Here is a 20,727-nt window from a genome sequence, read left to right as displayed (position 1 = left end):
CCCCTATTCGGCGGGGGGCGTCCACAGATCGTCGTTGCCCGCGCCGGTCACCGGATCGTCGAGCAGCGGCTCACCGGTCAGCGGATCGATCGCGCGCATCGTGATCAGCGCCGTCGGCAGGCTGGTGCCGTCGCCATCGTCGTCGTTGCTTTCCTCTTCGATGACGTCCTGGACCGGGAAGCCGCTTTCGTTCGGGAACACGACCACGACGCAGGCGCCGGTGTTGGCGATCACACAGCCGTTGAAGGTCGACCGTTCCTCGAAATCGCTGACGGTCAGCAGCGGGATGGTGTCGAGCCCCGTCACCGGCCCCTGCGGGCCGAGGTGGACACCGTTGATGACGAGCCGTGTTCCCGACCCTTCGGTGTTCACGGTGAGACCGCCCGCGCCGAAGATCAGCCCGCGGCGTTCGCCATAATCGGTGCCCGCGCCGCTGTTCTGGACATAGAAGCCATTGAAGACGCTGACGTTGATGCCGCCCGCGTACAGGGCGCCGTCGTCGCTTATGATCCCGTCGTTCTGCGCCAGCCGCTCCTCGATCGCGTCGGTCGTCGTCGCGGCGGCGACATCGTCGATCGCCGCGAGGGTCGCAACGATGACGTCCTCCGAAGCGATGCGGAGCATTCCTGCTGGCGCATCGCTGCTGGCGCCCGACAGCCGGATCGAACCTTCGCCCAGAACCACTTCGAACGAGTCGTCGGCGAGGATGTTGAGCGTATTGGCGTCGCTCATGCCTGTCAGCGCGACGTCGCCGATCACCCGCGCCGTTCCCGACGTGTCGATCGTCAGCGATCCGTTCGCGCCGAGGTTCGATGTCGAACCGCCCGCGGTCATCGTGAAATCGTCGATCACCACATCGGGCGGGCCGCTGCCGATAAAGCGGAAGTTCGACGTGTCGACCTCTGACGCGTGGATGGCGATGTCGCTTCCATAGATGCGGCTCAGCTCGCCGGCGTCGATATTATAGCCATTGCCTGTGCCGTCGCCGCCGATGAAGGTCTGGCGGCTGTTATCGTTGTTCGTGATCCCCAGGCTTCCGGTGACGCCGGCGGTGCCCACGCGCGCATTGGAGCCGATCGAAATATCGGTCGAGGCGATCGAGATCGACTCGCCGGTCACGACGCCGTCGATCTGCAGCGCCGACTGGCCGTAGACCGAAATATCGCCGTCGACGCTGACATTGGTCAGCGCCATCGGGCCGAAGGCTTCGAGCCGGGTGCCGCCCGCGGTCAGCGCCGTCACCGTCAGGCGCGCGTTGTCGCTGCCGAGCGTGGCGAGCCCCGCGACGTCGCCGTTCGTGACCGACAGATCGCCGTCGGTCCGCACCGTGGCGTCGCCGACATCGGTCACAAGGTTTGCGAAGACGAGGCTGCCGCTGCCCCGGATCTCGACGCTGTCGCCGCTTGCGTCGACCGCGCCGCCCGAGGCGAGCGCACCGACCATGATCGCGCCCGCATCGCTCGTCAGGCTGGTGGCGCCCTGGCTGGCGATCGCGTCGACCGTCACCCCGGTCGCCCCGTCGAGCGCAACATTGCCTCCTGCGGTGATCGCGCCGCCATCGATCGTGCCGCTCGCCGTTACGCCGACATTGCCGTCGGCGCGGAGCGTGTCGACCCGGTCGCCCGCGGGGGTCATCAGCGTCGCGAGATCGGCCGAGCCGGCAGTGATCGCGATGTCGCGTCCGGCGAGGAGGGGGGCGGTGACGCCGACCGCGCCGGTTGCGTTCACCACGACGTCGTCGGCGGCGCTGAGGCTGCCGAGCGTCGCGGTCGCGCTTTGCGTGCGGATGCTGCTGTCGCCTCCGGTGACGCCGAGCCCCAGCGTTCCGCCGCCGTTGACGGCGATCGCCGTCGCTGCGGTCAGCAGGATATCGTCGCCTGCCGACAGCCCGCTCGCATTGATCGCACCGCTCGACGAATTGAGGTCGATATCGGCCCCGTCGAGGCTGGAGCTGCCTTCGCCCTGCCCGATGGTGAAACCCGATCCGGACGAATAGAAAAGCGCGAAGCCGTCGGGCCCGTCGCCCGTCGCGCGGACATCATTCGCGGTGATCGCACCGCCCGCGCGGACGTCGATGTCGTCGCCGGCACTGAGCTCCGACAGATTGGCGGTCGTCCCCGCGATGACCAGCGCATCCTCGCCTGCGGTGGCCGCTGTCACGCTCGCCGAGCCGCCAGCGCGGATGCCGAGCATGTCGGCGGCGCTGCTGTCCGCAAGGACGATATTGCCGCCGGCGTCGAGATAGGCGTTGCCCGCCGCGGGATTGTCGGTGCTCGGGTCGAGATAGCCGCCGAGCGCGTTGACGCTGGCGTCGATCGAGCCGGTGGTGCTGAGCCGGATGTCGCCGCCGGCCGTATAGGCGCCGCCGATCGTTCCCGTGGCCGTCACATCGACGAAGCCGGCGATATCGGCCTGGGCGATGGCGACGCCGCCGCCGTTCGCCTGCGCGTTCAGCGATCCGTCGCTCTGGACACCCGCCACCGCGATGCTGGCGCCGCTGATCTGGATATCGGCCCCGGCGGTGATCGTGCCGCCCGCGACCGCGCCGGTGGCGAATAGCCCGGCGCTGTCGCCCGCCGACAGGTCGTCAAAGCCGATCGACGCGGCGTCGATCGTCAAACTGTTGCCGGCATCGGCGTCGGCGATGTTCACTGCACCGGCCGCGATAAGCTGGATATCGCTGCCCGCCTGCAGCAAGCCGGTTCCCGAAAGCGTGCCCGCCGCGTTCGCCGTCAGCGCGTTGAACGCGGATATGTCGCTCGCGACGATATTGCCGGCGCTGCTGGTCAGCGCGACGTTCGAGCCGTCGGGATCGACGTCGGTCGTTTGCAGGACGAAGAACAGCGGGTTGGAGCAGCAGGCCGCATAAAAGATTTCGCGTTCGTCGGCTCCAGCCCCGGTGGTTCCCGAGTTGGTGACGCTGATGGCGCCCGCCGCCTCGACCGTCAGGTCATCGCCGGCCGTGACGCCCGACAGCGTCGCGGTGGAGCCGGCATTGACGAACAGGTCCTCGCCCGCGGTCGCGCCGGTGATGGTGACGCTGCCGCCGCCGTGGACCCCGAACAGGCTCGCCGCGGCGCTGTCGGTCAGCGTGACATTGCCGCCCGCATCGACGAACAGGCGGCCTTCATAGGGGAAGCCATCGGGATCGGGGCCGCCGCCGTCGGCGCGAACCGAACCGGTGACATTGCCGCCCGCATTCAGCGTCACATTGCCCGTCGAGCGGATCGTGCCGTTGATGTCGGCGTCGGCGTCGATGTTCACGCGGCCGATGGCGTTGATCGTGCCGAAGCTGACGCTATCGCCAAAGGCGGTCGCGAACATATCTTCATTGGCCTGCACCAGTCCCGTCAGGACGATGCTGTTTCCATAGAGGTTGATATCGTCGTCGGCGGTGATCGCGCCGCCGCTTATGCCCTCGGCGCCCGCTGTGGCGCCATTGGCGATGAGATCGACCGCATTGGCATCGATGCTGGCGAACGCGATCGACTGGCCGGTGGCCCGGAAATCGCCGCCCGCGCTCGCATCGGTGAAGCCGATCGCGCCGCTGCCGCCCGAGGTTGTCGTGAGGGTGATATCGCCGCCGGCATCGATCGCCTGCGCGGCGATCGAGGCGCCGGTCAGCGTGGTGCCGTTCGCCGCGCTGATGTCGCCGGAAAAGCCAAGCGCGCCGCCCGACGTTGCGACGACGTTGCTGCCGTCGCTTTCATTGTCGAGGCCGGTTCCATAGGCGAAGGCCGCCCCGGCGCTGAGCGTGCCGCCGGCGTCGAGCCGGACGTCGTCGCCCGCGTCGAGTTCGGCGACCGCGATATTGCCGGGCGCGCCGATCGTCACGTCGTGCCCCGCCGCGATCGCGCCGGTGGCGACGACGCCGCCCGAGGTCGCGGTCAGGATCGCGTCGGTCCCCGCGGTGACCGCTTCGAGCGACAGGTCGCTGCCGCTGATGTTCGTCGTGAGGCCCGATTGCAGCAGGCCCGTTCCGGTCACCGTCCCGCCCGCGGTCGTGCTCAGGTTGGAAAAGGCCGTCACGTCCGCGGCGTTGATCGTCGCGGTCGGCGCCGACAGGGTGGCGTTCGACAGGTCGGGGGTGCTCGACTGGATTTGCAGCATCATGACCGGCGGGGCCGAACCCGACGAGGGACCCAGTTCGTAGACGACCCGGCGATCGTCGGCACCGGTGCCGAGGGTCGCGGCGTTGCTGATCGTCATCGCGCCGCCCGACGTCACGTCGAGGTCGTCGCCCGCCGTCAGATTGGCGAGGGTCGCGGTGGTTCCGGCGAGGACGAAGATATCCTCGCCCGCGCTGCCGCCCGTGATGCTCGTCGCGCCGCCGGATCGGACGCCCAGCATCGTCGCCGCGCTGCTGTCGGTCAGCGTCGCATTGCCCGCAGCATCGACGAAGACATAGCCTTCCGACGGAATGCCCGACGGATTGAGATAGGTGCCCGCGGCGTCGGCCTCGACGGTCGCGTTTCCAGTCGCGCGCAGATTGACGTTGCCGCCGGCGCGATAGGTGCCGGTCAGGTCGCCGTTGGCGAATATCCCGATATTGCCCGCGACATCGGCGAGCCCGATCGCGAGATCGCCGTCGATCGTAAAGGCCGACAGCGACGCCGGGGTCTGGACCGTGCCCGACAGGTTGATTGCCTGGCCCGTCAGGCTGATGGCGCCCCCCGCGGTGATGTCGCCGCCCGTGATGCCGCTGGCAGCAGCGCCATCGGCATAGAGCGAGACCGTCGTCCCGGCGTCGATCGCGTTGAAGTCGATCGCCTGGCCAAGGACCGAAACATAGCCGCCCGCGGTCGAATTGCCGAGGTCGACCGCTCCGACGGCGGAAATGTCGATGTCGCCGCCGGTAATGATCGAATTGAGCCCGGTCGCGAAGCTCGCCGCGTTGGCGATGAAATCATTGTCCGCTTCGGCGTGCTCGACGGTGGTCGCGCCGCTGCTGCTCAGCACGATGTCGGCGCCGTGCAGGCGGTCGGTCGCGATGGGCCCCGCAGAGGCGGTCAGCGATAACGTGCCGCCCGCGTCGATCAGGCTGCCCGTCGCGGCGCTTATGCCGTTCGTCGCGGTGGCGGTGATATTGCCGTCGGCGCCGATGGTCGCGGCGGTGCCGGTGCGGCCGTCGTGGCGAATGTCGATCTGGTCGCCGGCGGTGATCGTCAGCGCGCCGCCGGCGCCGATCGTCCCATCCGTTCCGGCATAGGCACCCACCGAACTGCCCGTGGTCAGCGTCATGTCGCCGCCGGTGGTGATCGCGCCGCCGTTGGCGGCCAGGAAGATCCCCGCCCGTGCCGTGTCGGTGTCGTTGCTGGTGGGATCGGCCAGCCCGGACGCCTGCGCGTTGAGGCTGGCCATCGCGATACCGCCGCCGTTCGCGCGCAGTTCGATGCGGCCGGCGTTGTCGCCATTGGCGGTCAGATTGGTGGCGCCGAGATTGATCTGTCCCGGGGAAGTTCCGGCCGCGATCTCGATGATCACGCGGCCGCCCGTGGTGGCGGGCTGGTTCCCTGCAGCGCCGTCATTGCCCGTTCCGCCGCCGTTGCCGCCGGTGCCGCCGCTTCCCGACGTGCCCGCGACGTCGATGGCGACCGTGTCGGTGCCCGACGTGATCGTGCCGCCGTTCGCCAGCAGGCGCACGGTGCCGCCGACCCCGGCGCCGCCATTGCCGCCCGCGCCGCCGATCGAGCCTTCCACATAACCATTGTAGGAGCCGGCGCCGCCGGTGCCCCCCGTTCCCGCGCTGCTCAACGGTACAAGACCTGGCGAATCGCTGCCGAGCGTGACGGTGGCGCCGTTGCTGGCGGCGATTTCCAGCGTGCCGCCGGTTCCATCGCCGCCCTGGCCGCCCGCGGGTCCGACCGGGAAGGTGGCAAAGAAGCCCGCGCCGCCGTCACCGCCGGTGCCGCCCGTCGCCCCGGTGACGAACTGGGACTGATTCAGCGTCACGGCGCCGTTCGCGCCGGTCGCCTCGATGCGCCCCGTGCCGCCTGTCGCGTTGCCGCCAGCGCCGCCTTCTCCGGCCTCGGAGAAGATCGAACCATTGCCACCCTGGGCCGAAGCATCGACGACCATGTTGCCGATTCCGGCATCGAAATCATTGACGATGAATTGTGCGAGCCCACCGATGGCGCTGCCGCCATCGCCGCCCGCGATGCCGAACCCGCCATTGCCGCCGAGCCCCCGCGCGTTGCTGGTGAGGATGGCCGGGATATCGATGCCCGTGTCGATCGTCGCGATCCCGCCTTGGCCGGTGCCGCCGGTTCCGCCCGTGCCCAACCCCGTCGACGGGCCGCCGCTGCTCGATGCGAAGACATTGCCGCCGTTGCCGCCCGCGCCATTCGCGCTGGCGGTCAGGCTGCCGACACTAAGCGTCGGCACCGCGACGGTGATCGTCGCGGTGCCGCCGGTGCCGCTGGCGCCGGCGCCGGCATCGCCGCCGATGCCCGCGAAAGCGCTGAAATCGCCGCCGTCGCCGCCCTGTCCATCGGCGTGCGCCTGCATATTTTCGGCGGTGACCGCGGCAGTGCCGCCGATGGTGATGGCCGCGGTGCCGCCCTGGCCGGCGGCGCCCGCGCTCGCGGGGGTTGGCAGGGGAGCGCTGTCGTCGGTGCCGTCCGAGCCCCTGCCGCCGATGCCATCGGCCTGCACCGCGAGGCTCACGACGTTCAGCGTTCCGCCGAGCAGGTTCATCGTCGCGGCGCCGCCGGTTCCGGCACCGCCGCCCGTATCGTTATCGCCGAGGCCGTTGGCGCTGAGCCGGATCTGGCCCGCTGAGACCACGCCCCCATTCTGGGTGAAGCTCGCGGTGCCGCCCTGGCCGTTGCCGGTCGCCGCAGCGAAGGCGCCATCGGCGGAGACCGTCAGGGTTCCGCCGGCGACCAGGGTGCCGCCGTTATTGATGGTGACCGTCGCACTCCCCGGCGCGCCATTGGCGCCGCCCGACAGCAGCGTCAGGTCGCCGGTCGCGCCGATCGTCTGCCCGCTGCCGCCGTTTCCTACGGTCAGGCTCGCGCTGGCATCGCCGATGAAGGTTGCGTTGCCGTCGACGGCGACCAGGCCGGGACCGACGGGCAAAAAGGTGGTGGGCGGCCCCGATGGTATCTGGCCGAGCGGCTGGCCGACAAAGGCGCCGCTGGCATGCGCTTCGGTGTCGTTGTCGAAGAAGACATCGTGGACGGTGATGTTCGCTGCGATGCCGCTCGCCGGGATGGTATCGATCGCCCCGCCGTTGACGTTATAGCCCGCCGACAGCACCACCGACCCGTCGGGCTCGGTCTGCGCCGTGGTGGCTTCGTCATAGCCGACCTGGCCGGACACCAGCATCGACACCGCATTATTCTTGGGAATCGCGACCATATAGATGCGGTTTTGGTCGGTATCGCCCTGCTGGTGCGCGGGGCCGACGGTGCGTCCGCCGTGGGTGATGACTGTGCCGCCCTGCGCGCCGACGAGAACATTGATGTCGAACAGGCCGCTGTTGATGCGAATGTCGGCCTGTTCGGCGGCGACATAGGCGGTCGACCCGTCGGTGGTGACGATGCCGTTCTGGACGATGCGCGGCGCGACAAGCGCGACATAGCTGCCGCCGGGATTGGCCGCGACGAGGGCGCTGCCCGGATAGGCGGCGTTGACGCTCGCGCCGGACGCGATCTCGACCGTTGAGGTTCCCGCGGCGCCGCGAAAGCGGATTTCACCGCCGGGCCCGAACAGTCCGCCGGTGGTATCGATGTCGTTGGCGGTCAGCACCAGGCTGCCGACATTGAGGACCCCGGTGCTGCCGATCAGCACCCCGCCGGCGTTGTAGAACCAGATGCTGCCACCCTGCGCGTTGCCGCCGGTGGCGAAGCGCGAGCCGATATAGCTGTTGACCGTGCCGTTGAGCGCGACCTGGCGGCCGATCGACCCGCCGCTCGCGTCGGTGAAGCGGTTGAGCACCGTATATTGGCCGGGGCCATAGAATTCGAGCGTGTTCCCCGCGGGAAGGAAGTCGATCGCACCGCCGGTGGGAGCGTTGTCGGTCGGGGTCCAGTTGATGATCGTCTGCGCGCCCGTCACCTCGACCTGCGTCGAACCGGCTGGCCCGGCCCCGCCGTGCGCTGCGGGGGGAGAGATGACGCCGTTCACATTGCCGCCGACCACTTGTCCCGTGCCCGCGACCTGCGCCATCGCGGGGCCACCGAAGGCCAGCGCGGCGAGGCTCGCGGCGATGGCGCAACTGCCGAGCAGGCGCCGTCTGCCTTGACGGATCGGCGAGGGGATGGAGGTGGCACGCATGGCAAGGGTCCTCGATGCGAAAGTCATGGATCAGCGCGCCCGGACGCCGAACTGCGTCGTCAGCGTGACGAGCAGCCGGGGGTCGGGCCGCTTGGCCAGCAGGGCGGGGCGGTTGAGCGGGGCGGCGAAAGTGACGTCGAGCCGCGCGAGGTCGCCATAGGTGACGCGCACGCCTCCTCCCGCCGAATAGAGTTTCTGGGGATTGAGGCCGTTGAAGGCGCTGTCCTTGTTCCAGACCCAGGCCGCGTCGAAGAAGGCGAAGGGCTGGACGGCGAAGCTCCTGGTATTGGCGGGGACGAGCGAGCCGTAGCGCGCCTCGAGCGACACCGCGGCGCCGCTGTCGCCGATCACCGTGCCGGGGTCGAAACCGCGGCCGACGGTGAAATTGCCGCCCGAAAATTCCTCATAGGCGAGCAGCGGGTCGCTCGCCCATTGCGCGCGCGGCGCCGCCGACAAGGTGAATTGCTTGACCGGCCGCCATTCGGCGAGCGCATTGGCGCGCAGCAGGAAGGCGTCGGGCTTGCCCTCGATGCGCGACAGCGGGACCGCGCCGGGCAGGAAGCAGGCCGCGCCACCGGGACCGCAGTCGTCGCTGGCGCCGAGGAAGTTGACGCCCTGCCGCGCCTCCAGCGAGGTCGCGAAGGCCCAGTGCGGTTCCGACGGGCTGTAGCCGCTGCGGCCGGCGATCGATGCGGGGTCGATCCAGTTCGCGTCGGCGCGCAGGTTGAAGACGCGCAGCCGGTCGCGGTTGAGCGGCACGCCGCCGAGGCCGATGTCCTGGTCGATGAAGTCGAGCCCGCCGCCGAGCGTCAGCCGGTGCGCTTGCGTCAAGGTCAGCGGATAGGAGGCAAAGAGGCTGATGACCTGGGTATTCGACTTGATCGCGAGGCCGGGAAGGTCGGGGCGTGTCCACGCATAGGTATAGCTGCCCCCGAGCCGCAGCCCTTCGCCGCCGACGCGGAATTCGTGCGCGAGCTGGACCACCTGCTGCTCGTCGAGGTCGGCGGTCGAATAGATGCTTGCGGTGGTCAGGTCGCCCATGCCGGTGAGCCCGGCGACCCGCGCCCGCGCGATGCCGCCCCAGCGGCCGACGTCGTGCGATCCGAAATTCTGGATGCTGGCGTCGAAGATCAGCGGGGTGCGGACGACCGTGACCTCGCCGACGACTTCGCCAGGGTTGGCGCCGGGACGCAGGGTCAGCCGCGCGTCCATGCCGGGAATATCGCGCGCGAGCAACAGGTAGCGCTCGGCGTCGAGGATGTTGAACACCGGCTGGTCGTCGAGCCGTGCAAGATAGCGCTGGAGCAGCCCTTCGTTGGCGCCGGCGTCGCCGCGCACCTCGATCCGCGTCATGCGCGCGGCGAGGATGTCGAGCCGGACGACGCCGTCGTCGATCGTCTGGGGCGGCACGCGGACTGCGGCCAGATAGCCCTTCGACCGCAGCATCGTCGCGGCGCGGTCGCGGATGTCGCAGACGACCGAGATCGGCAGATCCTGGCCGACCCGGTCGGCCCAGGCGGCATCGAGCATGGCGGGGTCGATCCCCTCGATGCTCGAGAATTGCACCTGGCGCACGGAGATGCGGACATTCGCATATTGGGGATCGGCGAGCGGGCAGGGGGCGCGTTCGATGCTGTCGTCGGCGGCGATGATCCGCTCGGCGGGCGGCGTGGCGGGCGGCAGCGCCGGACGTTGGATTTCCTCGCGCGTCGGGATTTGCGGCGTCGCCTGCGCCCAGGCGGCCGCGGGCAGCACGGCGGCGATCAGCCCGGCCGAGCAGGCCAGCGCGGCGCGTTTTCGCAGTCGCGCGGGCCGTGCCGCTTCATCGATATCCCAAAGCCCCACGTCGCCCATGTCCACCCCTTGCGTGTCGGCAAGGTCGTCGTTGCGACCTTGCGCCAAATTCATCCGATACCGCCGGAATGCCGGCAGCAGGAAGTTTTCGACCCAAGGAAAGGAGGGGCCGCTCGACCGGCGGCGTTCTTTTCCTATTATCAGATGGATCGGGCCGATTCAACGACAACCCGACCGCGTCAGCCTCCCGCCGTTTCCGACCCCGCCATCGCGTCGACGAGCCGATCGAGCTGCGGCGTGCAGCCCTTGGCGACCAGCATGGCCGCGGCGCCGTCGGCGCCTTCGGGCATCGCGTCGAGCGGCGCGAAACGGATCGAGACGGGGGCGGTCAGCCCCGCGCCCGACAGCCGGTAGTCGACGCCATATTGCACCGGCATCGTCGCGGTCGGCCATTTGCGGTAATTGGCCCCCGAAACGAAGGCGACGGTTTCGTTCCGGTCGCCCTGCTCGATCTTGAGCAACTCGTCGCTCTCCATATGCGGGCGCCAGAGCATCAGCGTCGCCGGGTCGGCGACGCAGAACGTGCCGCTCTCGCGATAATCGACCAGCCACAGATTCGGCGCATGGATGTCGGCGGGCGGCGGCCCGCCGGGGTCGCCGCGAGTGAAACCGCCGCGCGCACGGCCCTGCGGACCCGAGGCGAGCATGCGCGCGACCGTCGAGCCCGTCGTCTGGCTCGCCTGGACGGTGCCGCCGGCGCTGTAGCTGCCGGGCCCCGAAAGCGTGCGCGTCTTGCCGCCCTGGATCAGGACGACACGGTCGCCGGCGACGAGCGTGACCTTGTCGCTGGCCTTGAGTTTGGTGCCGGTCGGATATTTGCTCGCCGAAGGACCGGTCGAACGGACGACCATCGACTGGGCGGCAGCGGTTCCGGCGACGGCGACCGTCATCGCGGCGGCCGCGGCGGCCAGCCCCAGGCGGCGCATCCGGGCGTCAGGACAGAACATAGCTTTCTCCTCTTTCGGTCTCGTTCAGGCGTTTTACCAGAAACATGATGGCGGCATCCTGCGCATATTCGGTCTGCGCCGCTGTGGCGCCGGTCACATAAGCGCTTTTTTCTCCCGCCTCGTGCGCGGCGACCATCGCCGCGATGCGCGCGCGCTGTTCGCCCGTCAGGTCGGGGCGTGGGGTGAAGACGTCGACGGGCCGCGCGCGCCCGCGCAACGTGACGCGGCCCATCGGCACCAGATCGTCGCGCCCGGCGTGCTCGGCGGCCTCGGCCGAGATCAGCACGCCGGTATTCAGGCTCTTGTTCGCTGATTCGAGGCGCGAGGCGGTGTTCATGCTGTCGCCAAGCGCGGTATACTGGATGCGGCCCTCGCCGCCGAAATTGCCGACGATCGCGTCGCCGACATGCAGTCCGACGCGCGTCATGCCGAGCGGCGGGACGCCTTCGGCCATGTCGACGCGAAAAGCCTCGCCCGCCTGGTACATGGCGACCGCCGCCGCCGCCGCCCGTTCCCCGTCGTCGGGCCGGCTGATCGGCGCGCCCCAGAAGGCGACGATGGCGTCGCCGACGAACTTGTCGATCGTTCCGCCATGGTCGAGCACGATGTCCGACAGGCGGTCGAGATATTCGTTGAGCAGCCGCGCCACCGTTTCGGGGGTGACGGCGTGGCTCAATTTGGTGAAGCCTTCGAGGTCGGTGAAGACGCAATAGATGTTGCGCCGTTCGCCGTGCAGCGACAGCTGGTCGGGATCGCGCATGATCTGCGCTGCCACGTCGGCGGGCAGATATTTGCCGAGTGCCGATTGCGCGAAGGCGCGCTGGCGCGATCCGATCGTCCGCGCCGCGGTGCCCACGGCGGCATAGCCGAACAGCCAGCCGACCGCCCAGCCGAAGGCGGGAAGCGTCGTGGTGTCGACCCCGCGACCCTGCATCCAGAAAGGAAAAGCGACGAAAAAGGCCATCTGGCCGAGGAAGGCGAGCGCGACCCAGCGCGCACGCAGGTCGATGAGGCTGGTGAGCGAGCCAGCCGCGACGACGAGGACCGCGAGCACCCACAGCGCCGGGCCGGGGATCGGGTCGAACCAGGCCCGGTCGAGCTGCTGCGCCAGCATATGCGCGTGGACCTCGAGCCCGATCATGGTTTCGTTGCGCCCGGTGACAGCGTCGGGAAAGCGGCTGAGCGGGGTGTTGAACCGGTCGACGTCGATGATATCGCCGCCGATCAGCACATAGCGCCCCTTGATCAGGTCGGCGAAGCCGGCGCGCATGTCGGCGTCCATCGGCAGCGCGAAAGCGTCGATCGGGATGTTGGCGAACACGGGCTCCTCTTGTCCCGCATCCGCGCGCGCGGGAAGGAGGAAGCGGATGGCGCCGCGATAATCGGCATGCGCCGGGTCGACCGGCGCCAGCGCATTGGCCATCAGCGGCGGCAGTCCCGCGGGCCGGGCGGGCCAGTTGCGGATCACGCCGTCGTCGTCGGTGTGGAACAGGACGCTCGTCGGCCGGGTCTTCGCAGTCGTCACGTCGGCGATGAAGGACTGCAGGAATTTCTGCTGTTCATAGAAGATCGTGTCGGGATTGCTCGCCTGTTCGACATAGGCGAGCCAGGTCGGCGTCCGCATCGCGCGGAGCTGCGCCTGCAGGAGCGCATCGTCGGGGCGCGGCGAATCGAAGCCGATGTCGATGCCGATCGCCTTCGCGCCCATCTGGTCGATATTGGCGAGCGCGCGGGCGAGAAGCGTCCGGTCGAGCGGCGAGCGGATGCCGGTGTTGAACAGGGTTTCGTCATTATAGGTGATCATGACGATCCGCTTGTCCTGCCCGACATGCGGCGCCATCGCGGTCGCGCGCGCGTCGTAGAGCGCGCGTTCGGCGTCGCGCGCGAGCGGCAATTGCCAGCCTAGCCGTGCGATCAGCACCGCGAGGCAAAGGAACAGGATCGTCGCTGCAAGGCGCGACGGGCCGAGCTGGGTCGCCAGCCGCCGGATGCGCTTGCCGAGCGGAACCGCCGCGGGACGATCCGCCGGCGCCGCCGGATCGGGCGCGGTCACCATGTCCTCCCCCCGCGCCATCGTTCAGCCGGCGTGCCCGGCGGCCTCCCCGGCCTGCGGCGCGGCTGCGGTCGTCGCCGGAGCCTGCAGCAGCGCCTGCCCGCCGTCGCCAATGATCGCGAAGCCCGCCCAATAATAGGGATGCGAGGTTTGCTTGTCGTCCATCAGCTTCGTCTGCGTCGCCCACAGCGCGTCGGCGACGCTTTCTCCCTTCGGCGCCGCGAACAGCCCGCCGATCAGCCGCTTGGTCGCGTCGAAATCGTCGGGCGCGGGCCAGTGGCTCGCGATCACCGAGCGGCCGCCGGCACCGATGAAGGCGCGGACCAGCCCGTCGAGCGCGTTGCCGCCGCCGCTCGCCACCCCCGCCTCGCGCGTCGCGGCGACCGATGCCGCGCCCGCGGTGTCGCACGCCGACAGGATGACGAGGTCGGCGTCGAGCTTGAGGTCGTAGATTTCCTGGAAGCTGAGCAATCCGTCCGAATCGCCGTCGCCGAACGAGGTGACGAGCACCGGGCGCGCCGGGCACGAGGCCCGCGGCGCGGTGACCAGACCATGCGTCGCGAAATGGATGATGCGATATTGGTCGAGATCGGCGCGGGTCTTGACCGCCGTGTCGGTGAAGGCGCTGCCGGTCAGCAGCGTCGCGGCGTCGCGGCCCATCGCGTTCCGCGCGGTGACCAACTCGTCGGCCGAGATCGGGCGGCTCCACTGCGAAATATCCCACTGGCAGTCGCCGTCGACCGCCGACATCTCGCCGCCGCGCGTTCCCGTCGAGGGCAGCGCGCCGGTGACCGGCTGGTTCTGCCCGAGCCCGAAATATTCGTTGGCGGCGTGCGACGGCGCGGTCTGCCGCGCATTGCGGAAGGCGAGCGCGGAGACCGAGGTGCTCGGCCGCACCGTCCGCCCCAGCCATGCGATCTGGCGCATGTCGAACGGGTCGGCGTTGGCATCGAGCAGCCGCTGCTCGTAATCGGCAAGCCCCTGGTCGGACGTGACGAGCAGAGTGATCGGCAGCCGCAGCATCGCGCCGTCGGGTTCGAAGATCAGATGCGCGATCCCCGGCAGGCGGTCGGCGACGGGGCCGAACAATTGCGTATAGAGCTTGCGCGCGGTCGCGGCGTCGAAGGGGTAGGTGACGCGCCGGCCATTCTCGACGATCGAGATGGTCGAGCGGATGGCGTCGACCGCATTCTCCAGCCCCGCCGCGCCGATGTCGGCACGCCACAGCTTGGCATCGTCGTGCCCGATCAGCATCGCATAGACGGCGTCGCCGACGACGAGCATCTTCAGATAGGCTTCGTCGCCGCGGAGCACCTGCTGGAGCTCGGCGAGGTCGAGCTTGCCCGGTTCCACGACGCGATATTGCGGAAAGGCCGAAAGCTGCGCGATCGTTTCCGCCTGCTGGAAGCCGAGATTGTCGAGCCGCGTCTTGAGGTCGGCGCGCATCGCACCGATTTCGGGCGTGGCGGGGAGCTGCGCGAGCCGCGCATCCTCGATCCGTGCGCGCTCGATGTCGCGATTGAGATTCGTCGCCTGGCGGAACAGCCGCGCGCCCTCGCCATTGCCGCCCGACAGCTCGCGCGCGAGCACCGCTTGCGTGTCGGCGACGCCGGGCCGGATCTGGAGCTGGCTGGCGACGAAGAAGTCGCCGATCGCCGAGGGATCGGTGGCCGCGCGCGCCGCGAGCAGCCGGTAATAAGGCGCCATCATGTTCGCCATGCCGGTCGTCGACCGCTGCGAGCTCGCGAGCGCGGTCACCACCTCGCGATAGATGCCCAGCGCCTGCTCGTCCTGCCCTTGCCGCGACAGAAAGGCCGCATAGCGCGCGCGTGCCGACGCGAGCGCGTTGGTTTCGGGATATTCGACCGCGAGCGCGTCGACCGATTCGCGAAAGCGCGCGTCGGCGGCTCCCTTGTCGCCGAGCGCCTCTTCGGACAGCGCCAGTTCGCCGAGCATCTGCGAGCGTAGCCGGACGATCGAGGTCACGCGCCCCTCGCGCACCGCCATCGCGTCGGCGAGCCCCTTGAGCTGCGCCGCTTTCGCCGCCCGGGCATTGCCGCGCAAGCGTTCGACGGTGCCGAGCAGGTGCGTCGCCTGCGCGTCGATGATCGTCGCGCGCTCGGCGGGGGTCAGCCGTTCGCGATCCGATGTTTGCTGGATCGCGCGCGCCGAACTGCCGCCGTTGACCCCGGCGACGATCTCGGGGGTCAGCGTCACCGCGTCGCCCTCGACCGTCACCGCGCTGGTCAGCGGCGGGATCGGCGTTTGCAGGATCGCCGCCGCGCCATCGTAATCGCGCTGGTTGAGCGCATGGATCGCGCGGAAATTGCGGCGCAGGCGCTGCTGCACCGGGTCGCCGGTCGGGATCGCCTCGACCTCGGCGAACAGCCGATCGGCTTCGGCGAATTCGCCGAGATTCGATTTCTGGAGCGCGCGGTTGAGGGTGAACTCGGTCGGGTCGATCCCGGCGGTTTGCTGCTCGCCCGGCGCGCGGCGCGACAGCGCCTCGAAGAATTCGGCGGCGTCGGCATAATCGCCGCTATGGTTGCGCCGATATCCCTCGGCGAGCGCCTTGTCGACGTCGATGGTGCCGGCGAGCGTGCGCGCGAAGCCGTCATCGCCGCCGACGGAGGTGGTCGCGACCTTGATCACGCCGGGTGCCACCGCATGGCGGCGGATCGATTCGAGCGCGAGGTCGAGCGCATCGCCATAAGCCGCGAAGCCCTCTGCGGCATAGCTGGTGTCGCCATCGGCCTCGATCCGGGTGCGCCAGGCGACGTCGCTGCCCTTGACGGTGCAGGCGCCGGCGGCATCGCAATCGATCGTGCCGGCACGGCCGCGCTCGACGCGCGCCTTGGCTTCGGCGGGGGTCGCGCGCAGCATGCGGACATAGCCGACCGGCTGGCTCGCGTCGCGGCACAGGATCATCCAGGCGCGGTCGAACATCCCCTCGATCACGCTGTCGCGGACGGTCGCCTGAACCTCGCACAGCGAGCCGCCCTGGCTGCCGATCGCGAAGCTGTCGCGCAGCGTCGGGTCGTCGCCCTGCGCCTGCGCGGCGCTGCCCGCGCCCAGCGCGAGCGCGGCCAGAATCATAGGAAAGCCCTGTCGAACGGTCATCGTCGCAATCCCCCAAAGCCATACGCAATCGCACCCTGCGGCAGCTTGGCGGCAAGGCGCAGTCTTTTATAGTGCTGCGGTACGACCCATCCCGTTGCCCCGACCTTAAGCCCCTTGTTCGCAAAAGGGAAGTGATCTGCCGCACAGGCGGCTTGCGCCGCGGGGGGACGCGACCTATCTGCAACAGGAACGGATTTTCACCAGATGAGGACGAGATGAGCGCATTCGACGACCGCGGCCGGGCCCAGGAGGCGAAATTCGCCCGCGACCAGGACGTGCTGTTCCGCATCACCGCGCGGCGCAACCGGCTGCTCGGCGAATGGGCGGCCGAACGCATGGGCCTGACGCCCGAGGAAACCGACGCCTATGCGAAGGCGGTGGTGCAGGCCGATTTCGAGGAAGCCGGTGACGAGGATGTGATCCGCAAGCTCGCGGGCGACCTGACCGCCGCCAACGTCGAGATCAGCGATGCCGAAATCCGCGCCGCGCTCAATGAAAAGACCGCCGAGGCGCGCCGCCAGTTCATCGACGACCAGAACTGAGGGAGTGCACCTGTGGCGATGCGCGAAGAGGATCTGCGAGCGATGATCGCCGCCGCCTTTCCCGATGCCGAGGTGACGATCACCGATCTTGCGGGCGACGGCGACCATTATGCCGCGCACGTCGTCAGCGCCGCCTTTCGCGGCATGACCCGCGTCGCGCAGCACAAGGCGGTCTATGCCGCGCTGGGGGGACGCATGGGCGGCGAACTTCATGCCTTGCAATTGACGACCGGCGTTCCTTCATAGGAACCCCATGCTTTTGCGGCGCCGGATTGCGGCGCCCGACCGGAGACCGACAAATGACCGACCCCGCCACCCACGACCGCATCGCCAAGCTGGTTGGCGACCATCCGGTGCTGCTCTTCATGAAGGGTACGCCGCTCTTTCCCCAGTGCGGCTTTTCCTCGCGCGCGATCGCGATGCTCGACCGGCTCGGCGTCGAATATGATACCGTCGACGTCCTGCAGGACATGGAGATCCGCCAGGGGATCAAGGAATTTTCCGACTGGCCGACGATCCCCCAGCTCTATGTGAAGGGCGAATTCGTCGGCGGCTCCGATATCATGATGGAGATGTGGGACGCCGGCGAACTGCATACGCTGATGGACGGCATCCCGACGCGGGCCGAATAGGCTCGCTTTGACGCATCAGTGGGCGGCGGTCCTCGAAAAGAGGTTCAGGATCGCGACGCCCGCGACGATCATCGCCATGCCAAACAGCGCGGGCGCGTCGAGCCTTTGTCCCTGGAATACCCAGGCGACGGTGGCGATCAGCACGATGCCGACCCCCGACCAGATCGCATAGGCGACGCCGGTCGGGATGTCGCGGAGCGCCAGCGACAGGAAATAGAAGGCGATGGCGTATCCCGCCGCCATGACCAGCGACGGGCCGAGGTTCCGAAAGCCGTCCGATTGTTTCAGGAAGGATGTCGCGATCACCTCGGCGACGATCGCGATGGCGAGATAGAGGTAAGGCACTGCTCGCTCCCTTGAGGCCTAGCGCTTGCGGACGAACTCGGCGCGCAGCACCAGACCCTTGATGCCTTCGTGGCGGCAGTCGATTTCCTGATCGTCGCCGGTCAGGCGGATCGACTTGATCACGGTGCCGACCTTCAGCGTCTGCCCGGCGCCCTTCACCTGCAAGTCCTTGACCAGCACGACCGAGTCGCCGTCGGCGAGCAGATTGCCCACCGCGTCGCGGACCTCGGGCCCCGCCGCGGCGGCTTCGGCGCGCGCGCGGGCCTCGCTCGCGGACAGCCATTCGCCGCTCGCCTCGTCATAGACATAATCTTCGTCGTTGCCGGTCATCGTCTCACTCGGGTTTGCGGAAGCGCAGCGCGAACTGGTCGGTCTTGCCGCGGATGGAAGGGTCGAAGACATTGGCCGTACGCGGATCTTCGGGCCGCGCATAGAGGTCGCTTTCCGCCTCGACCGCGAATCCCGCCTTGGTGAGCGCCGCGACGACCGCCGCCTTGTCGATGCGGTGCAGGCTGTCGGACAATGTCGTGCCGCTGCCGTCGGCGGCGCTGTGATCGACGACGATCAGCGTCCCGCCGGGCTTGAGCGCCGCGAACAGCGCCGCGCTCGCCTTGTCTCCGGTGCCTTCGGGGAAGGGCTTGAGGTAGAGGTCGTGGAAATTCTGCACGGTGATGATCGTGTCGAGCGGCACCGGAAAGGGCGGCGCGGCGAAGGGGCCCGCGACCGCGTCGACATTGGCATAGGCGGCGTCGACCGCCGCCTGATCGTCGCCATATTGCTTCTTGAAGGCGATGAACTCGGCGGGCTGGAAGGCGTAGACATGTCCCTCGGGCCCGACCGCGGCGGCTAGGAGGCGGGTGACATAGCCGCCCCCCATCACATAATCGCCGACCGCCTCGCCGGGTGCGATCCCAGCGAAGGCGAGCAGTTCGGCGGGCTTGCGCGCCGCGTCGCGTTCGCGGTCGGCAGCGGGCCGCGCGGGATCGGCGAGCGCGGCGCTGTAATCGGGTGCGGCGGCGGGCTCGGCGGCGAGCGAGGGCGCGGCGGTCGCAAGGAGGAGGGCGAGGGTAAGCGAGCGGATCATGGCGGCGACTCCCTTTGGATTTGTCACGCCATCATAGCGCTTCGCCGGGCTTCCGGCGCGATTATTTGCACATCGCGCATTTGGTGATAGGTTTCGTCCTGAAACGAAAAAATCGGGAGAGTCGGGATGTACGATCTGGTAATTCGCGGCGGCACGGTCGTCGATGGCACGGGCGGCACGCCCTTCGTGGCCGATGTCGCGATCGAGGGCGATCGCATCGCCGCGGTGGGCGAGAATCTGGGCGCCGGCCGCGAAGAGATCGACGCGAAGGGCCGGATCGTCACCCCCGGCTTCGTCGACGTTCACACCCACTATGACGGGCAGGCGACATGGGATGCCGAAATGGCGCCATCGAGCTGGCACGGGGTCACCACGGTCGTGATGGGCAATTGCGGCGTCGGCTTCGCCCCCGCCAAGCCCGACCGCCACGACTGGCTGATCAGCCTGATGGAAGGCGTCGAGGACATCCCCGGCACCGCGCTCGCCGAGGGCATGGCGTGGGACTGGGAGACCTTCCCCGAATATATGGACGCGCTCGAACGGCTGCCGCGCACGGTCGACGTCGCATGCCACGTCCCGCACGGCGCGGTGCGCGCCTATGTGCTCGGCGACCGCGAAAAGCCCGGCGCGATCCCGACCGAGGCGGATATCGCCGAAATGTCGCGCATCGTCGAGGAAGGTGTGCGCGCCGGCGCGCTCGGCTTCTCGACCAGCCGCACCGTGCTCCACAAGTCGGTCGACGGCGAACTCGTCCCCGGCACCACCGCGACCGCCGAGGAGCTGATCGCGATCGGTCGCGCCATGGGCCGCGTCGGCTACGGCGTGTTCGAAATGGCGAGCGACATGAAGCGCGAGTGGAACGAGTTCCAGTGGATGGGCGATCTCAGCCGCGAAACCGGCCTGCCGGTGACCTTCGCCGCGCTCCAGTCGATCGCCAAGGAACTGCCGCTCGAAGAGCAGATTTCGGAAATGCGCCAGCAGAATGCGAGCGGCGCCAACATCGTCGCGCAGATCGCCTTGCGCGGCAACGGCATCATCATGGCGTGGCAGGGCACCGTCCACCCGTTCCGCTTCAAGCCCGCGTGGAACGAGATCATCGACCTGCCGTGGGCCGAGCAACTCGCGAAGCTTCGCGACCCCGCCTTCAAGGCGCGGATGATCGACGAGGAGAATGTCTGGCCCGAAAGCGACATCCTCGATTTCCTCAAGATCGTCGCATTGGGCTGGCCCGTGCAGTTCGAAATGGACCCCGATTTCAATTACGAGCCGAAGATGGACGAAAGCATCATGGCGCGCGCGACCGCCGCGGGGATGAGCCCGTCCGAATATGCCTATGAGCTGCTGATGAAGGACGATGGCAAGGGCTTCATCTATTTTCCGATCCTCAATTACCGCGACGGCAACCTCAATTTCCTCGAGGATCTGCAGGCGGCGAACGACACGGTGAACAGCCTGTCCGACGGCGGCGCGCATTGCGGGACGATCTGCGATGCGGCGTCGCCGACCTTCATGCTGCAGCATTGGGTGCGCGATCGCGCGGGCGCCCGCATCGCGCTCGAACATGCGGTGAAGCGCCAGTGCCGCGACACCGCCTTGCTCTATGGACTCGAGGATCGCGGGCTGCTCGCGCCCGGCTATCTCGCCGATCTGAACGTCATCGACATGGACGAGATCAAACTCGGCAAGCCGTGGCTCGCCTTCGACCTGCCCGCGGGCGGCAAGCGCCTGCTGCAAAAGGCCGACGGCTATGTCGCGACGATCAAGTCGGGCGTCGTCACCTTCCAGAACGGCGAAATGCAGGGGCCGACCCCCGGCGGCGTGATCCGCGGACCGCAGCGCGTCGAACTGGCGATGGCGGCGGAGTGATCCG

Annotated in this window: 12 protein-coding genes; 4 read left to right on the top strand and 8 right to left on the bottom strand. The window is 68.7% G+C overall.

The genetic code is table 11. The features are described from left to right. Nucleotides 1-3: 3 nt before the first annotated feature. From CD928_RS13680 to CD928_RS13660, 5 genes are all read right to left on the bottom strand, one after another. Nucleotides 4-8,280 (bottom strand): hypothetical protein, encoded by an 8,277-nt coding sequence (locus CD928_RS13680; RefSeq protein ID WP_095387661.1) that lies wholly within the window; start codon nucleotides 8,278-8,280, stop codon nucleotides 4-6. A gap of 30 nt (nucleotides 8,281-8,310) precedes the next feature. Continuing rightward, entirely contained in the window at nucleotides 8,311-10,188 is a 1,878-nt protein-coding gene (locus CD928_RS13675; protein WP_255247167.1) for a ShlB/FhaC/HecB family hemolysin secretion/activation protein, read from the bottom strand. Between the two features lie 125 nt (nucleotides 10,189-10,313). After that, complete coding sequence (locus CD928_RS13670) at nucleotides 10,314-11,081, bottom strand: hypothetical protein (protein ID WP_095387660.1); 768 nt, start codon at nucleotides 11,079-11,081, stop codon at nucleotides 10,314-10,316. Beyond that, a complete protein-coding gene (locus CD928_RS13665; RefSeq protein WP_255247166.1) occupies nucleotides 11,068-13,134 on the bottom strand; it encodes an adenylate/guanylate cyclase domain-containing protein in 2,067 nt (688 codons plus the stop codon). The genes CD928_RS13670 and CD928_RS13665 overlap by 14 nt, the downstream gene beginning before the upstream one ends. A 24-nt stretch (nucleotides 13,135-13,158) precedes the next feature. Beyond that, complete coding sequence (locus CD928_RS13660; RefSeq protein ID WP_095387658.1) at nucleotides 13,159-16,254, bottom strand: CHAT domain-containing protein; 3,096 nt, start codon at nucleotides 16,252-16,254, stop codon at nucleotides 13,159-13,161. Nucleotides 16,255-16,469: 215 nt separating this feature from the next. Between CD928_RS13660 and CD928_RS13655 the strand changes: the two genes are divergently transcribed. Genes CD928_RS13655 through grxD form a run of 3 tightly spaced genes read left to right on the top strand, consistent with a single transcriptional unit; the run spans nucleotide 16,470 to nucleotide 17,428 of the window. Next, nucleotides 16,470-16,796 (top strand): DUF1476 domain-containing protein, encoded by a 327-nt coding sequence (locus CD928_RS13655; RefSeq protein ID WP_095387657.1) that lies wholly within the window; start codon nucleotides 16,470-16,472, stop codon nucleotides 16,794-16,796. A 12-nt stretch (nucleotides 16,797-16,808) separates the two neighbouring features. Then, on the top strand, nucleotides 16,809-17,042 hold the full coding sequence (locus CD928_RS13650; RefSeq protein WP_176473581.1) for a BolA/IbaG family iron-sulfur metabolism protein: 234 nt from the start codon (nucleotides 16,809-16,811) through the stop codon (nucleotides 17,040-17,042). Between the two features lie 53 nt (nucleotides 17,043-17,095). Further along, nucleotides 17,096-17,428 (top strand): Grx4 family monothiol glutaredoxin, encoded by a 333-nt coding sequence (gene grxD / locus CD928_RS13645; protein WP_095387656.1) that lies wholly within the window; start codon nucleotides 17,096-17,098, stop codon nucleotides 17,426-17,428. Nucleotides 17,429-17,443: 15 nt separating this feature from the next. Here grxD and CD928_RS13640 read toward each other — a convergent pair whose 3' ends face one another. Genes CD928_RS13640 through CD928_RS13630 form a run of 3 tightly spaced genes read right to left on the bottom strand, consistent with a single transcriptional unit; the run spans nucleotide 17,444 to nucleotide 18,857 of the window. Then, entirely contained in the window at nucleotides 17,444-17,773 is a 330-nt protein-coding gene (locus CD928_RS13640) for a multidrug efflux SMR transporter (protein ID WP_095387655.1), read from the bottom strand. 18 nt (nucleotides 17,774-17,791) lie between these two features. Then, nucleotides 17,792-18,103, bottom strand: coding sequence for an alkylphosphonate utilization protein (locus tag CD928_RS13635; RefSeq protein ID WP_095387654.1), 312 nt, complete (start codon nucleotides 18,101-18,103; stop codon nucleotides 17,792-17,794). A gap of 4 nt (nucleotides 18,104-18,107) precedes the next feature. Next, nucleotides 18,108-18,857, bottom strand: a complete 750-nt coding sequence (locus CD928_RS13630) for a class I SAM-dependent methyltransferase (protein WP_095387653.1) — start codon at nucleotides 18,855-18,857, stop codon at nucleotides 18,108-18,110. Between the two features lie 126 nt (nucleotides 18,858-18,983). Here CD928_RS13630 and CD928_RS13625 point away from each other — a divergent pair, with 126 nt between their 5' ends. Next, entirely contained in the window at nucleotides 18,984-20,723 is a 1,740-nt protein-coding gene (locus CD928_RS13625; protein WP_095387652.1) for an amidohydrolase family protein, read from the top strand. The last annotated feature ends 4 nt before the right edge of the window (nucleotides 20,724-20,727 follow it).

The organism is Sphingopyxis sp. GW247-27LB (genome assembly GCF_002277025.1).
In the GTDB taxonomy this organism is placed as follows: domain Bacteria; phylum Pseudomonadota; class Alphaproteobacteria; order Sphingomonadales; family Sphingomonadaceae; genus Sphingopyxis.
The sequence above is the reverse complement of the archived record's forward strand: the minus strand, read 5'-3'. Positions and strand labels throughout refer to the sequence as shown.

Bases quoted from the DNA above. Each gene is read 5' to 3' on its own strand.
- CD928_RS13680 (WP_095387661.1), bottom strand. From the start codon at position 8,280: ATGCGTGCCACCTCCATCCCCTCGCCGATCCGTCAAGGCAGACGGCGC.
- CD928_RS13675 (WP_255247167.1), bottom strand. From the start codon at position 10,188: ATGAATTTGGCGCAAGGTCGCAACGACGACCTTGCCGACACGCAAGGG.
- CD928_RS13670 (WP_095387660.1), bottom strand. From the start codon at position 11,081: ATGTTCTGTCCTGACGCCCGGATGCGCCGCCTGGGGCTGGCCGCCGCG.
- CD928_RS13660 (WP_095387658.1), bottom strand. From the start codon at position 16,254: ATGACCGTTCGACAGGGCTTTCCTATGATTCTGGCCGCGCTCGCGCTG.
- CD928_RS13655 (WP_095387657.1), top strand. From the start codon at position 16,470: ATGAGCGCATTCGACGACCGCGGCCGGGCCCAGGAGGCGAAATTCGCC.
- grxD (WP_095387656.1), top strand. From the start codon at position 17,096: ATGACCGACCCCGCCACCCACGACCGCATCGCCAAGCTGGTTGGCGAC.
- CD928_RS13635 (WP_095387654.1), bottom strand. From the start codon at position 18,103: ATGACCGGCAACGACGAAGATTATGTCTATGACGAGGCGAGCGGCGAA.
- CD928_RS13630 (WP_095387653.1), bottom strand. From the start codon at position 18,857: ATGATCCGCTCGCTTACCCTCGCCCTCCTCCTTGCGACCGCCGCGCCC.
- CD928_RS13625 (WP_095387652.1), top strand. From the start codon at position 18,984: ATGTACGATCTGGTAATTCGCGGCGGCACGGTCGTCGATGGCACGGGC.